Annotated in this window: 13 protein-coding genes; 6 read left to right on the top strand and 7 right to left on the bottom strand. The window is 65.3% G+C overall.

Features of this window, described 5'->3' with window-relative positions; translation table 11 throughout:
- Positions 1–44 precede the first annotated feature (44 nt).
- Complete coding sequence (gene iolG, locus BMX67_RS15025; RefSeq protein WP_090736762.1) at positions 45–1037, bottom strand: inositol 2-dehydrogenase; 993 nt, start codon at positions 1035–1037, stop codon at positions 45–47.
- Positions 1038–1215: 178 nt separating this feature from the next.
- On the opposite strand from iolG, the gene BMX67_RS15020 reads away from it, so the two are divergent.
- Positions 1216–2229 carry a LacI family DNA-binding transcriptional regulator gene (locus BMX67_RS15020; RefSeq protein WP_090736759.1) on the top strand — a complete coding sequence of 338 codons (1014 nt, stop codon included), beginning with the start codon at positions 1216–1218 and terminating at the stop codon, positions 2227–2229.
- A 206-nt stretch (positions 2230–2435) separates the two neighbouring features.
- Positions 2436–3542, top strand: a complete 1107-nt coding sequence (locus tag BMX67_RS15015) for a TauD/TfdA family dioxygenase (RefSeq protein WP_090736756.1) — start codon at positions 2436–2438, stop codon at positions 3540–3542.
- Positions 3543–3578: 36 nt separating this feature from the next.
- On the opposite strand, the gene BMX67_RS15010 is transcribed toward BMX67_RS15015, so the two are convergent.
- Positions 3579–4004, bottom strand: coding sequence for an Lrp/AsnC family transcriptional regulator (locus BMX67_RS15010; protein WP_090736754.1), 426 nt, complete (start codon positions 4002–4004; stop codon positions 3579–3581).
- 122 nt (positions 4005–4126) lie between these two features.
- On the opposite strand from BMX67_RS15010, the gene ctlX reads away from it, so the two are divergent.
- From ctlX to BMX67_RS14995, 3 genes are all read left to right on the top strand, one after another.
- Positions 4127–5065, top strand: coding sequence for a citrulline utilization hydrolase CtlX (gene ctlX, locus BMX67_RS15005; protein WP_090736751.1), 939 nt, complete (start codon positions 4127–4129; stop codon positions 5063–5065).
- A gap of 9 nt (positions 5066–5074) precedes the next feature.
- Entirely contained in the window at positions 5075–6136 is a 1062-nt protein-coding gene (locus BMX67_RS15000) for an ornithine cyclodeaminase (protein ID WP_090736749.1), read from the top strand.
- Between the two features lie 189 nt (positions 6137–6325).
- A complete protein-coding gene (locus BMX67_RS14995; RefSeq protein WP_090736862.1) occupies positions 6326–7267 on the top strand; it encodes a class I SAM-dependent DNA methyltransferase in 942 nt (313 codons plus the stop codon).
- Between the two features lie 6 nt (positions 7268–7273).
- On the opposite strand, the gene BMX67_RS14990 is transcribed toward BMX67_RS14995, so the two are convergent.
- The 5 genes from BMX67_RS14990 to BMX67_RS14965 all read right to left on the bottom strand — a co-directional run bounded on the left by BMX67_RS14990 (position 7274) and on the right by BMX67_RS14965 (position 12015).
- The gene (locus BMX67_RS14990; RefSeq protein ID WP_090736747.1) at positions 7274–8008 is read right to left on the bottom strand and encodes an ABC transporter permease; all 735 of its coding nucleotides are present in this window, start codon (positions 8006–8008) and stop codon (positions 7274–7276) included.
- Positions 8005–8928, bottom strand: coding sequence for an ABC transporter ATP-binding protein (locus BMX67_RS14985; RefSeq protein WP_090736744.1), 924 nt, complete (start codon positions 8926–8928; stop codon positions 8005–8007). The genes BMX67_RS14990 and BMX67_RS14985 overlap by 4 nt, the downstream gene beginning before the upstream one ends.
- Positions 8925–10064: an ABC transporter permease gene (locus tag BMX67_RS14980; RefSeq protein WP_245739479.1), complete on the bottom strand. Its 1140-nt coding sequence runs from the start codon at positions 10062–10064 to the stop codon at positions 8925–8927. The genes BMX67_RS14985 and BMX67_RS14980 overlap by 4 nt, the downstream gene beginning before the upstream one ends.
- A gap of 3 nt (positions 10065–10067) precedes the next feature.
- Complete coding sequence (osmF, locus tag BMX67_RS14975) at positions 10068–10970, bottom strand: glycine betaine ABC transporter substrate-binding protein OsmF (protein WP_090736741.1); 903 nt, start codon at positions 10968–10970, stop codon at positions 10068–10070.
- Positions 10971–11166: 196 nt separating this feature from the next.
- Positions 11167–12015, bottom strand: coding sequence for a DUF4437 domain-containing protein (locus BMX67_RS14965; RefSeq protein WP_090736737.1), 849 nt, complete (start codon positions 12013–12015; stop codon positions 11167–11169).
- Between the two features lie 91 nt (positions 12016–12106).
- Here BMX67_RS14965 and BMX67_RS14960 point away from each other — a divergent pair, with 91 nt between their 5' ends.
- Complete coding sequence (locus tag BMX67_RS14960; protein WP_245739478.1) at positions 12107–13054, top strand: LysR family transcriptional regulator; 948 nt, start codon at positions 12107–12109, stop codon at positions 13052–13054.
- The last annotated feature ends 69 nt before the right edge of the window (positions 13055–13123 follow it).

The following is a 13123-nucleotide window of genomic DNA, read 5'->3' as shown; positions in this document are numbered from 1 at the left end:
GGACCCGCCCCGCCCTCTCCTCTGGCCGGGCGGGTCCCTGTGCCTTATCCTTTCAGATCCACGGCCTGCCCGGTCCTTGCGGATTCGGTCGCGGCCTCGGCCATGGCCAGCGCGGCGATGCCGTCCTTCAGCGTTACGGGCATCTTCGCCCCGTCCAGCACGGCATCCACGAAGGCCTGCCATTCCGCCGCATAGGCGGGCATGTAGCGTTCAAGGAAGAAATAGGTGGGCTTGCCCGAAACAACGCCATCGACGGTGGACCGCACGACCGTGTTTTCCAGCATGTTGCCCGCCTGCAGCAACCCGTCCGAGCCCAGCAATTCGACCCGCTGGTCATAGCCGTAAACCGCGCGGCGGCTGTTCTTGATGACGGCGATACGACCATCGGCATAGGTCAGCGTCACGACGGCGGTATCGACATCGCCCGCGGCACCGATTTCGGGATCGACGATGCTGCTGCCGACGGCGCGAACCGTCACCGGCGCCTCGCCCATCAGGAAATTCGCCATGTCGAAATCATGGATCATCATGTCGCGGAACAGCCCGCCCGACACCTTGATATAGGACACCGGCGGCGGCGCCGGATCGAACGAGGTCACGGCCAGCAATTCGGCCTTGCCGATCTGCCCCTTCTGCAACGAGACCTTCAGCGCGGCGAAATTCGGATCGAAGCGGCGGTTGAAACCGATCATCACTGGCTTGCCGGTGCCTTCGACGGCTTTCAGACATTGCTGCGCACGTTCCAGCGACAGATCGACCGGCTTTTCGCACAGAACCGCCTTGCCCGCCTTGGCGGCGGCTTCGATCAGGTCGGAATGGGTATCGGTCGAGGTGGCGATCAGCACCGCGTCGATCGCCGGATCCGACAGGATCGCGTCCGAGCTGCGCGCCTCGGCGCCATATTCGGCTGCCAGTTTTTCGGCCGCGGGCTGATGCATGTCCGACACTGCCACCAGCGAGGATCGCGCATTGCCCGCGATGTTCACGGCATGCACCTGACCGATCCTTCCGGCCCCCAGCAACCCAACCTTCAGCATTCATTCCTCCCGAATCTGCGGCGCGTTTCTTGCCGCTGCGTCATTTGAATGACATCGTTTGCACGCGCGTGCAACATTTTTCTGCACGCGCGTGCAAAGAGGGTGCAAAGCCGACGCCCAGCAGTTATGTTGGGGATATGCCGCATCCCGGCAGACCAAGAAGAAACTGGAACAGAACGTGCCGAAAGCCGAAAGCCTGCCCAACATCACCGCCGACGACGTCGCCGCGCAGGCGGGCGTGTCCCGGTGGACGGTCAACCGCGCGTTCAAGAAAGACGCTTCGATTTCACCCAAGACCCGCGAAAAGGTCATGACCGCCGCGCAATCGCTTGGCTATGTGCCCGATCTCAGTGCGGCGGCGCTGGCCTCGACCCGGTCGAACCTCGTGGCACTGCTGATCGACGATTTCGCCAACCCGCACAAACTGGTCATGCTGGAAAAGCTGACCCGCGCATTGCGCAGCCGCGGCTGGGATACGTTGCTGGTCAACACGCTGGATTCCGATGACGCCGCGCCCGCGCTGTTGAATGCCAGCCAACGCCGGGTCGATGCCACGATCCTGATCGGGATCCAGTTCGATGACGAGGTTCTGAACGCCGCCCATGATGCGCGCCGCTTCAAGAAGCTGATCATCTTTGCCCGGACCTCGGAAAATCCGAACACCATCTCGATCGCGGTGGATGACGAGGCGGCGACGCGCGAGATCGCGCAATACGTGATCCGGAAGGGGTATCAGCGCCCGCTTTACATGGCGGGGCCGCGCACCGTGTCGGCGCATCTTCTGCGCAAGGAAACCTTTGCGCGGGAATGGAAGGATCGCTTTGATCGCGAACCGGAATGCATCGCCGCGGACCGCTATGACCCCGACCTGGCCGCCAGCATCGCCCATGACGCGCTGAAGGATCGCACGGCCGCCGAGCTGCCCGATATCATCGTGTGTGAAAATGACGCGCTGGCCCTTGGGGTCATCGACACGATCCGGCATCGTCTGGGCCTACGCGTGCCCCAGGATATCGCCGTGCTGGGATTTGACGATGTGCCGCAGGCGGCGGGCCATAATTACCGCCTGACGACCTATCGCCAGCCGCTGACCGAGATGTCGAACTATCTGGTCGATGTGCTGGAAAGTCAGGACGATACCGTCCATGACCGCAAGTTTCTGGGTCGGCTGGTCCCCCGCGACAGCGCCTGAGCCGTCCGCCCCCCTGCACCCGACCCTGTCTATATCAGGGAAACCATCTCTTGCGCAGGCCGGCCCCGACATGCTTTGTTGTCGCGAATGTGCACCGTCCTTGGAAGATGTCCGGGCCATCCTCATGCGAAGGCCCACGAGTGGTGGCCGCCCCCCGGCGCGCGGCCCTGACCGCCATATCTGACATTCCATCACCGGAGAGACACATGACCACCACCCTTGCCACCGGGGCCGAGGGCCTCGATATCCGTTGGGCCGACGGCACCACCGGAAGCCTTCCCTATATCTGGCTGCGCGACACCGATCCGTCCGGCTTTCACCCCCAGACGGGCGAGCGGACATTCGATCTGACCGCCGTGCCGCTGGATATCGCGCCCGCCCATGCCGAGATCGCGGGCAATGATCTGCTGCTGACATGGCAGGATGCCGACGCGCCCAGCCGCTTTGATCTGGACTGGATCAAGGCGAACCGTCCGGGCATCGCGCGCCACGATCCCGCCGACATTCCGCTGCATCCGTGGCGGGCCGAACTGGGCGCGGGCGGCGTGCCGCGCCACGATGCGGCGGCCATCGCCGGGACCGATCGCGGGTTGGCGGACTGGCTGGCCGACACCAAGCGCTTTGGCCTGTCCATCGTCACCGGGCTGGCCGACACGACCGAGGCCGGGGTCGCGATCGCCCGCCGCGTCGGCCACCTGCGAGAGACGAATTTCGGCCTGACCTTCGAGGTGATGTCGAAGCCAGATCCGAACAATCTGGCCTATACCGCGGATGCGCTGCCACTGCATACCGACCTGACCAATCAGGATCTGCCGCCCGGATACCAGTTCCTGCATTGCCTTGCGAACGAGGCGCAGGGCGGCGGGTCCACATTCTGCGACGGGTTGGCCGTGGCCCGCGACCTGCGCGACCGCGACCCCGAGGCGTTCCGCATCCTGTCGACCGTCACGGTGCCGTTCCGCTTTCACGACCGCGACACCGATATCCGGTCGCGCAAGGCGGTGATCACGCTGGACGACGCGGGCGAGATCTCCGAGGTCTGCTTCAACGCGCATCTCGCGGATATCCTCGACCTCGATCCGGCGGTGATGGGCAGCTTCTATCGCGCCTATCAGCTGTTCATGCGGATGACGCGCGATCCGGCCTATGGCATCGCCCTGCGCCTGTCGGGGGGCGAGATGGTCGTCTTTGACAACCGCCGCGTGATGCATGGCCGCGAGGCGTTCGACCCCTCGACCGGGTTCCGGCACCTGCACGGCTGCTATGTCGATCGCGGGGAATGGGACAGCCGCATCCGCGTTCTGGCGCGCTGATCCGCGCGGGTCGGGGGCGTTCGGTCCCCGACCTCTTCAGACGGAACTGAGCAGGATCGAGGTTTCGCTGTTCGTGATGCCGGGGATGTTGCGGACCTCGCGCAGGACGCGGTCGAAATCGGCAAGGCTCTCGGCGCTGAGCTGGGCTACCAGATCCCAGTTGCCATTGGTCGAATGCAACTGATGCAGCGCCGCGATGCCGCGCAGGCTGCGGATGACCTGCGTGGTGGACTGGCCCGACACCTCGATCATCATGATCGCGCGCACGCCCTGCGGGCCGCTGTCCTCGCGGGCGCGGATGGTAAAGCCAAGCACCGCACCGCTGTCCAGCAGCCGATCCATCCGCGCCTGCACCGTGGCCCGCGACACCCCCAGAAGCTGCGCCAGCTTGGACACCGGCGCGCGCCCATCCTCGCGCAGGATGGCGATCAGGTTCCGGTCAAGTTCATCATAGACATGCATGGCAAAACTTACATCTGGCATTGGCAATATGCGCAATCTTACTTGCCACATTTATCACCATGGCCATGCAATCCGTCAAGGACCGCAGCTATCCTGACAGGAACGTCCCAAAGGAGGCATCCATGCCCCGTTCCTCGCTTCAGGCCCCGGCCTCGGTCGTCATGATCCGGCCGCATCACTTCACCCCCAATGCTGCTACCGCGCAGGACAACCATTTCCAGACCAGCGCCGGCAGCGACCCCACGACCATCGCCCGCATGGCCCATGCCGAGGTGACACGCGCGGCGGCCGCGCTGACGGGTGCAGGCATCCGCGTCCACCTGTTCGAGGACCAAAGCACCGTCACCCCGGATTCGGTCTTTCCCAACAACTGGTTTTCGACCCATTCGGGCGGGCATGTTGCGGTCTACCCGATGTATTCGCAAAATCGCCGCGCCGAACGGCGGCAGGACGTGCTGGACATGCTGAAACGCAGCTACCGGGTGCAGGACATCATCGACTATTCCGGTCTGGAACAGGATGATCTGTTCCTGGAAGGCACCGGCGCGATGGTCATCGACCACCTGGAACGCGTCGCCTATGCCGCCCGGTCGAAACGCACCAGCGAGATCCTGCTGGAACGGTTCTGTACGCATTTCAACTATGAGCCCATCGTCTTTGACGCGGTCGATGCGCAGGGCAAGCCGATCTATCACACCAATGTCCTGATGTGCATCGGCACCGATTTCGCGATGATCGGGCTGGACGCGATCCCCGACGCCCCGCGCCGCCGCGAGGTGGCCGAGCGCCTGCGCCGGGGCGAACGCGACATCGTCGAACTGACCCACGCCCAGATCGCCGATTTCGCGGGCAATGCGATCGAATTGCAGGGCCGCGACGGGCTGGTCCTTGCGCTGTCCTCGCGCGCGCTGCGATCGCTGGATGCCGCGCAGCGCGCGGTTCTGGAACGCCATGTCGCGCTGCTGCCGCTGGACATTCCCACCATCGAACATGCGGGCGGCTCGGTCCGCTGCATGATCGCCGGGCTGCATCTGTCGGCCCGTTCCCCCATTCCCGCATAAGAGGTTCCCATGGCTCCGCTTCCCTCGAAACTCGCCTATGTTCCCTTCGTCTCGGTCGAGAACATGATGCGCCTTGTCCACCATATCGGGATCGAGAAGGTGCTGACCGATCTGGCCGACCAGATCGAGGCCGATTTCCGCCGCTGGCCGCTGTTCGACAAGACCCCCCGCGTCGCCAGCCATTCCGATGTCGGCGTGATCGAGCTGATGCCGACCTCGGACGGCGAGACCTACGGCTTCAAATACGTGAACGGCCACCCCAAGAACATGGCCGAGGGGTTGCAGACCGTGACCGCCTTCGGCCTGCTGGCGGACGTGAACAGCGGCTATCCCAAGCTGCTGAGCGAGATGACCCTGCTGACCGCGTTGCGCACCGCCGCCACCAGCGCGATGGCCGCCCGGCATCTGGCACCCAAGGGCGCGCGGACCATGGCGATGATCGGCAATGGCGCGCAATCCGAATTTCAGTGCCTGGCCTTCAAGGCGGTCTGCGGGATCGACAGCGTGCGGCTGTACGACATCGACCCGGCGGCCACGGAGCGCTGCGCCCGAAACCTCGCCGGCAGCGGTCTGACCGTGGTGAAATGCCGTTCCTCGCAAGAGGCGATCGAGGGGGCGCAGATCATCACCACCTGCACCGCCGACAAGCAATACGCGACCATCCTGACCGACAACATGGTCGGCAGCGGCGTCCATATCAACGCCATCGGCGGCGACTGTCCGGGCAAGACCGAACTGCATCGCGACATCCTGCTGCGGTCGCGGATCTTCGTGGAATACCCGCCCCAGACCCGTATCGAGGGCGAGATCCAGCAGCTTGACCCCGACCATGCCGTGACCGAGCTTTGGCAGGTGATCGCGGGCGATGTTGCGGGGCGTGCGGATGACCGCCAGATCACCCTGTTCGACAGCGTGGGCTTTGCCATCGAGGATTTCAGCGCCCTGCGATATGTCGCGCAGGCGATCGCCGGCACGCCCTTCTTCACGCGGCTGGACATGATCGCGGACCCCGACGACCCGCGCGACCTGTTCGGCATGTTCCAGCGCGCCGCAGACAGCGTCGCCGCCTAGGGCAACCCTTTGCGCTGAAACAATATCTTCTGCTCGTCACGATCTGCGGCAATCCCCGACCGGGTTGCCGCTGTCACCCTGTCGGGGCCGTGACCACGGCGTCCGCGTCGTCGCATCTTGACGCCGCCGGGGATCGGCATAAAGGGCATCGGCGGTCATATCGCGACCGTTTTTTTCCAGAAGCCGAATATGTCGTTTCTTTCGCTTTCCTCGGGCGATCTGATTGCGGATCGCCGTGCCGAATATGCCGAAGCCTTCCTGCCGGACCATCCCGCAACAGCAGCAGAGATCTATCAACAGGCGCTAGAGTTGCGGCCCGATTGGGTCGCGGGCTGGTTCCGCCTGGGCGAGATCCGCATGAAGGCCGATCTTCCCGACGCGGCCGGGGCCTTCCAGACCGCGCTGCGGCTGGACCCTCGGGACAGGCTGGGCGCGGCGCTGTGTCTGGATCTGCTGCGCGGGCGGTCGCTGGCCGACAGCATGCCCTCGGCCTTTGTGGAAACGCTGTTCGACCAATATGCTGCGGGGTTCGAGGACGCGCTTGTCGACCGGCTGGATTACCGCGCACCGCAGCTTTTGGCGGAGGGGCTGGATGGGCGGTTTGGCCGGACGCTGGATCTGGGCTGTGGCACCGGGCTGATGGCCGTCCATCTGCGGGCGCGATGCGACTGGCTGGAAGGCTGGGACATCTCTGCCGAAATGCTGCGCGAGGCTGCGGCAAAGGGCCTGTATGATCGGCTTGAAAAGGCCGATCTGTCAGCCCTGACCCCGCAGGCGGATACGTGGGATCTGATCACCGCGGCCGATGTCTTTGCCTATCTCGGGGCGCTGGAACAGATCGTGGGCTGGGTCGCGGCGGCGCTGCGTCCCGGTGGCCGATTTGCCTTCACGGTCGAGGCGCATGACGGCGACGAAGCCTATGTCCTGCGCCCAAGCCGCCGCTTTGCCCATGCCTCCGCCCATCTGTCGGACTTGCTGGACCGGGCCGGTTTCGACGCCCGGCTGACCCCGGCCATTCTGCGGCAGGATCGCGGGCAGCCGATCCACGGGCTTGTCGTGCAGGCCACGCGGCGCGGTCGGCCCCCCGCAGATGACGGTCAGCGGGGCGACGTGGCACGCGCCGAAGCATAGGCCCGATCAGGCGTCGCGGGTCCGGGCCAGCCTGTTCTGCAGCAGGATCATCGCGTCATAGATCAGCACGGCAATCAGTCCGGTGATGATGCCGCCCTGCAGAACGAAGGCGGTGTTGTTGGTCAGCAAACCCGCGATGATCACCTCGCCCAGGGTCCGGGCCGCAACGGTCGAACCGATGGTCGCGGTCCCCAACGCGATCACCACCGACAGGCGCACCCCGGTCAGGATGACCGGCAAGGCCAATGGCAGCTCGACCGAAATCAGCCGCTGACGGGGTGACATGCCGATGCCCCGCGCAGCCTCGATCGTGACCGGGGGCAATGTGCGCAGGCCCGTCACCGCGTTGTCGAAGATCGGCAGCAGACCATACAGGAACAGCGCCACCAGCGTCGGCCCGGACCCAAAGCCCAGGGCCGGCACCGCCAGCGCCAGCACCGCCACCGGGGGAAAGGTCTGCCCGATATTGGTGACCGTCCGTGACAGCGGCAGGAACGCGGCACCCGCAGGCCGCGTGACGAAGATGGCCAGCCCGACCGCGACGATCGTCGCCGCCAGCGACGCCACCAGCACCAGCCCCAGATGGCCAAGCGTCAGCGACCACAGCGGACTGCGTTCGTACAGGACCGGGCCGCCCGCGGGGGCAAAGGGCGCCAGCAGCGGTGTGAACCAGACGGGCCGCAGCACCATCGCCAGCAACAGCAAAACCAGACCCGCACGCATGAACCGAGCCGCCGTCATGTCGGATGCTCGGCCCGTGCGCGGATCGCGGCCAGCGTGACCCGCCCGCCCTGCGCGACCGGCAGCGCATCGCGGCCTGACCACAGACAGGCCGACAACGCCTCGCGCAGCGATTGCCCGGCCTCGATGGGCGGGCCCTGCGCCTCGCCCGGCTCGACGATCTCGCTGACCGGGATCAGGGACAACAGGCGCAGCGGGCGATCGACCTCGCCCAGCATCTGCGCGACGAAATCATTGGCCGGGGCGGCGATGATCTGCGCGGGCGGCGCATATTGCACCAGCTTGCCCGCATCCAGCACGGCCACACGGTCGCCCAGCCGGATCGCCTCTTCCATGTCATGGGTGACCAGGATGACGGTCGACCCCAGATGACGTTGAATGCGCAGCAGATCATCCTGCGCACGGGCGCGAATGATCGGGTCCAGCGCGCCGAATGGTTCGTCCATCAGCAACAGATCGGGTCGCGAGGCCAAAGCACGTGCCACGCCGACGCGCTGTTGTTGCCCACCCGACAGTTCCGCCGGATAGCGATCGCGAAACTCCCCCGGCGGCATCGAGAACAGGTCCAGCAATTCGTCGACGCGGGCGGCGATCCGGTCCTTGGGCCAGCCCAGAAGCCGCGGCACCGCGCCGATATTGCGGGCCACGCTGTGATGCGGAAACAGGCCGTGGCCCTGAATGGCATAGCCGATGCGCCGCCGCAGCAGATGCGGCGTCATCGCGGTGGTGGACTGGCCGTTGATGCGCACCTCGCCCGAACTGGGTTCTTCCAGCCGGTTGATCATCCGCAGCAGGGTGCTTTTCCCCGACCCCGAGGTGCCGACGATCACCGTGATCGTTCCGGTCTCGACGGTCATGTTCACCGCATCGACGGCGATGGCGTCGCCGTAGCGCCTGGTCAGGTTGTCGATTTCTATCATCTGGCGCTTTCCGGTATGGGGCGGGCAATGTCGACAAGGATGTCCATGACGATGGCCGCGATCAGGGCCATCGCGACGGTCGGCAACGCGCCCAGCAGGATCAGGTCGGTCGCGGTCTGGTTCAGGCCCTGAAAGACGAAACTGCCGAAACCGCCGCCGCCGATCAGCCCGGCGATCACCGCCAGACCGATATTCTGCACCATGACGATACGCACACCCGCCAGCAGCACAGGCAGACCAAGGGGCAATTCGACCTGCCACAGCCGCTGTGCGTTCGACAGGCCCATGCCGCGTGCGGCCTCGGCGGTGGCGGGGGGCACGGCATCCAGCGCCGCGACCGTGTTGCCGACGACCGGCAACAGCGAATACAGGACCAGCGCCACAAAGGCCGGGGCAAAGCCGATGCCTGCGATCCCGGCCTCGCGCGCGCCGGGAACCGTCATGGCGACCCAGGACAGCACCGGGATCATGATCCCGAACATCGCAAGCGACGGAATGGTTTGCAGAAAGCTTAGCAAAGGCAGCGTCAGCCGACGCAGCCCGGGCTGGCGGTGGCACAGGATCCCCAGCGGAAAGGCGATGATGACGGCCACCGCCAGCGACCCAAGCGCCAGTTGCAGATGGCGAAGACAGGCCGTCCAGAAGGGCCGGGCGCGCGATGCATATTCCTGCGCGATGGACAGATCGGCAAGCCAACCCGACCACAGGACACCCGCCAGCCCCGCGACCGCCGCTGCCAGCAAGGCGCCGCGCAGGGCCGGTCCGGGGCGCAACTGAGTCAGTGCATCCGCGATCAGCAGCGCAAAAATCGCCAGCATCCCCCAAAAGCCAAGCGCGGGCGACGTGCGGGCATATTGCCTGGCATCCGCCAGCAGCGCCCCCGCCCCGAAGGACAGCAGCCACAACAGGCAGCCCAGCCCGACCAGCCCCCCCGCCAGCCTTGGCCATGCGTTCCGTGACAGGCCCAGCAGCAGCCCCACGGCCAGACCCGCCGTGGCGGGCCACAGGGCCAGCGCCCAGATCGTGAAGGGCTGCCCGGCGACGATCCGGTTGGCCGCCAATGTCATGAAGGGCGCGGCCAGCAGAGCGGCGCCCAGAATCAGGAACAGAAGTCCCGGCGGGGATACGCCCCGCATCATTCAGTCCAGAACGCCGGTCTGGGTCAGATAGTCGCGGGCGACAGCCTCCGCGGGTTCGCCCCCGACCTGAATGCGGCCGTTCAGCTGTTGCAGCGTTTCAAGGTCAAGCCCGGCAAAGATCGGATTCAGAACCTCGGCGATGGCGGGGTATTCCTCGGCCACCTCGGTGCGGACAATGGGGGTCGGCTCGTAGACGGGCTGCACGCCCTGATCATCGGCCATGACGACCAGCCCGGTCGCCCCCACGCCCCCATCCGTGCCATAGACCATCGCCGCATTCACACCCGATGTGCCGCGCGCCGCCGCCTGAATGGTCGCCGCCGTATCGCCGCCCGACAGGATCACGGTCTGATCGGATGACAATTCGAACCCATAGGTCTGCTGCATGGCGGGCAGCACCGCGGGCGAGGACACGAATTCGGTCGAGGCTGCAAGCTTGATCTCGCCGCCATCGGCGACCCAGGCGCCGAAATCGGACATGGAGGCAAGGCCGTTCTCCTGGGCCACGGGGGCGGTCACGGCGATCGCCCAGGTGTTGTTGGCCGGCGCACGGTCAAGCCAGGTGATGCCCTGTTTCAGATCCAGCTCTGCCGCGCGATCATAGGCGGTGTCGGCATTTTTCCAGACATCCTGATCGGCCTGATTGTGGAAGAAGGCGGCATTGCCCGTATATTCGGGATAGACGTCGATCTGACCGGCAAGGATCGCCTCGCGGACGACCTGCGTGCCGCCCAGTTGCAGGCGCCGTTCCACCGGCAGGCCCGCATCCTCCAGCGCGATGGCGATCATGTTGCCCAGCAGGCCACCCTCGGTGTCAATCTTCGAGGAGACGACGATATCAGCCGAAGCCGCCGTGCCGATGGATGCGGCCAGCGCCGCGGCGATAAGGATGTGGGATGACATGGCCAAGGCTCCTACCGTGTTGTCTGTCGGGGGCCATCGGCCCCGTGGCACAATGCCAATGGTAGGCAGGCGGTTGCGCGTTTCCAACGCTTTGGCAAAATTTTTCGCGATTGATCACGCCGGGCATGCCGCCGCGCAACGGATCAGACGGGCCGAAAGGCCCCGACAGGGGCCCTTCGCGATCTTCATGACCTGACTAGAGGCTGGCAAAGGTGTATTTGCCGTCGGTGCGGACATACAGCATGCAATCTTCGTCGGCTTCGCAGGCCACCGGGTAAGAGCCGCCGCTTTCAGACCCGAAATAGCTGCCCGGCTTCAGCGTCTCTGCCGCGTCGGCATCTGGCAGCGTGACCGAGGCGTCGCCCGCGATGGTGACCGCGCGCATCATCTTGTCGCCCCCTTCCAGCGTGCCGGAGGTTCCTGCCGGGATGCGCAGGAAGGTGCCGTTTTCCCCCTTTGCATCGCCCCACAGATAGGCGATCTGAGCCACGGCATCATCGCCCTCTGCGCCCGGCTGGTCAATCCAGGTCACATCCGAGGTATCCAGCCAGACGATATTCCCCGCCTCGACATTGACGGGATGTTCATGGTTGTCAAAAGCCTCGTCTGTGGGCTGGACAAGATAGGGGCCTTCCAGAATCTCAAGAAAGATGGTCGCGCCCTCATCCCCCGAGGCCGAGGTGATATGCGGCTCGCCGGCGGGCTGGCTCCAGAACGAACCGGGGCCCATCCACATATTGGCGGCGTCGGGGTCGTCATTATGGACCGCGCCCTCGATCACGATGCCGCGATAGGTGATGTTGTGGATATGCGGGGGCGACGAGAAATTGGGCGCGAACTTGATGATCGCGCCGGTCGGCACGTCCTGACGGATATCGCCCCACAGCACACCGGCCTGCGGGCTTGCATCGCCGCGTGCCGGGTTCAGGGGCTGAAAGGTCACATCCGCGCGTCGCACGATCTGGGCGCTGTCCTGGGCGAATGCCCCCGAGGCACCCGCAATCAGGGCAAGGGCGGTGGCAGACAGCAGGGCTGTGGATTTCATTGTGATGTCCTTCTGGATCGGTTGCACATTGGCAGGAAGCCAAGCGCCAGATAATATCCGCCGCTTCAATGATAATTGCCGCCACGGCAAAATGACTATTTGGGTTGAATGCAGAATGCTGAACGATCTGAAACTGCTGGAGCTGTTCGTCCGGGTGGCGCGGCTGGGCGCGATCGGCAAGGCGGGCGCGGAATTCGGCATTTCGCCCACCAGCGCGACCCAGCGGATCCAGTCGCTTGAAACCGCGATCGGGGCACGGTTGCTGCACCGCACCACGCGCAGCGTCTGCCTGACCTCGGAAGGCGAACGGCTATTGCACCATGCCGAGAATATTCTGGAAAGCGTGCAGGACGCGGTTCTGGATGTCCGGCGCGATGATCAGGCCCTGCGCGGCACGCTGCGGGTCGCGGGACCGGCATCCTTCGGACGCAAATTCATTGCGCCCCTGGTGACCCGGTTCCTGTCCTGTCACCCCGACCTGTCGGTGCAGCTGCATCTTAGCGATGCGTTGTTCGACATTGTCGAGAACGGCTTTGATTGCGCGATCCGTCTGGGCGATCCGGCGGCCTCGTCGCTGATGGCGCAGAAGCTTGCGCCCTGCCCGCGCATCCTTGTCGCGGCGCCCGACTATCTTGCCCGGATGGGCAGGCCCGAGACGCCGCAGGATCTGGAAGGCCGCGATTGCGTGATCCGCGGCGCGATGCAGAACTGGCGGTTCCGCGACGGGACCGGCAAGCTGACCGAGGTCAAGGTCGCGGGCCGTTTCGTCACCAATCTGGCCGAGGCGGTGACCGAGGCCGCGATCCAGGGCTTTGGCATCGCCCGCAAATGCGCGTGGGAGGTTCAGGAACATCTGGCCAGCGGCGCGTTGACGCCGATCATGCCGGATTATCAGATCGTGCCGGAATGGAACATCTACCTGATGCGTCCGCCGGGCCGTGCCGAGCCCCCGCGCGTCAAGGCGTTTCGCGCCTTCCTGACCCGCGAGATGGTCGAAATCCCCGGCCTTTCACCCGACCTGCCGCCTGCCGCGCCCTGAGGTCACGGAAAGGGAAACGATCGCTCAGGCGTCCATTTGGGTTTCGTTGTGTGTCGCCCCGCTATGCGG

Origin of the sequence: Paracoccus homiensis (assembly GCF_900111675.1) — a bacterium.
Classification (GTDB): domain Bacteria; phylum Pseudomonadota; class Alphaproteobacteria; order Rhodobacterales; family Rhodobacteraceae; genus Paracoccus; species Paracoccus homiensis.
This window is presented reverse-complemented; position numbering and strand designations above follow the sequence as displayed.

Excerpts from the sequence above, each read along its gene's own strand:
- ctlX (WP_090736751.1), top strand. The coding sequence starts at position 4,127 with ATGCCCCGTTCCTCGCTTCAGGCCCCGGCCTCGGTCGTCATGATCCGG.
- BMX67_RS14990 (WP_090736747.1), bottom strand. The coding sequence starts at position 8,008 with ATGACGGCGGCTCGGTTCATGCGTGCGGGTCTGGTTTTGCTGTTGCTG.
- BMX67_RS15015 (WP_090736756.1), top strand. The coding sequence starts at position 2,436 with ATGACCACCACCCTTGCCACCGGGGCCGAGGGCCTCGATATCCGTTGG.
- osmF (WP_090736741.1), bottom strand. The coding sequence starts at position 10,970 with ATGTCATCCCACATCCTTATCGCCGCGGCGCTGGCCGCATCCATCGGC.
- BMX67_RS15000 (WP_090736749.1), top strand. The coding sequence starts at position 5,075 with ATGGCTCCGCTTCCCTCGAAACTCGCCTATGTTCCCTTCGTCTCGGTC.
- BMX67_RS14980 (WP_245739479.1), bottom strand. The coding sequence starts at position 10,064 with ATGCGGGGCGTATCCCCGCCGGGACTTCTGTTCCTGATTCTGGGCGCC.
- BMX67_RS14995 (WP_090736862.1), top strand. The coding sequence starts at position 6,326 with ATGTCGTTTCTTTCGCTTTCCTCGGGCGATCTGATTGCGGATCGCCGT.
- iolG (WP_090736762.1), bottom strand. The coding sequence starts at position 1,037 with ATGCTGAAGGTTGGGTTGCTGGGGGCCGGAAGGATCGGTCAGGTGCAT.
- BMX67_RS14965 (WP_090736737.1), bottom strand. The coding sequence starts at position 12,015 with ATGAAATCCACAGCCCTGCTGTCTGCCACCGCCCTTGCCCTGATTGCG.
- BMX67_RS15010 (WP_090736754.1), bottom strand. The coding sequence starts at position 4,004 with ATGCATGTCTATGATGAACTTGACCGGAACCTGATCGCCATCCTGCGC.
- BMX67_RS14960 (WP_245739478.1), top strand. The coding sequence starts at position 12,107 with ATGACTATTTGGGTTGAATGCAGAATGCTGAACGATCTGAAACTGCTG.
- BMX67_RS14985 (WP_090736744.1), bottom strand. The coding sequence starts at position 8,928 with ATGATAGAAATCGACAACCTGACCAGGCGCTACGGCGACGCCATCGCC.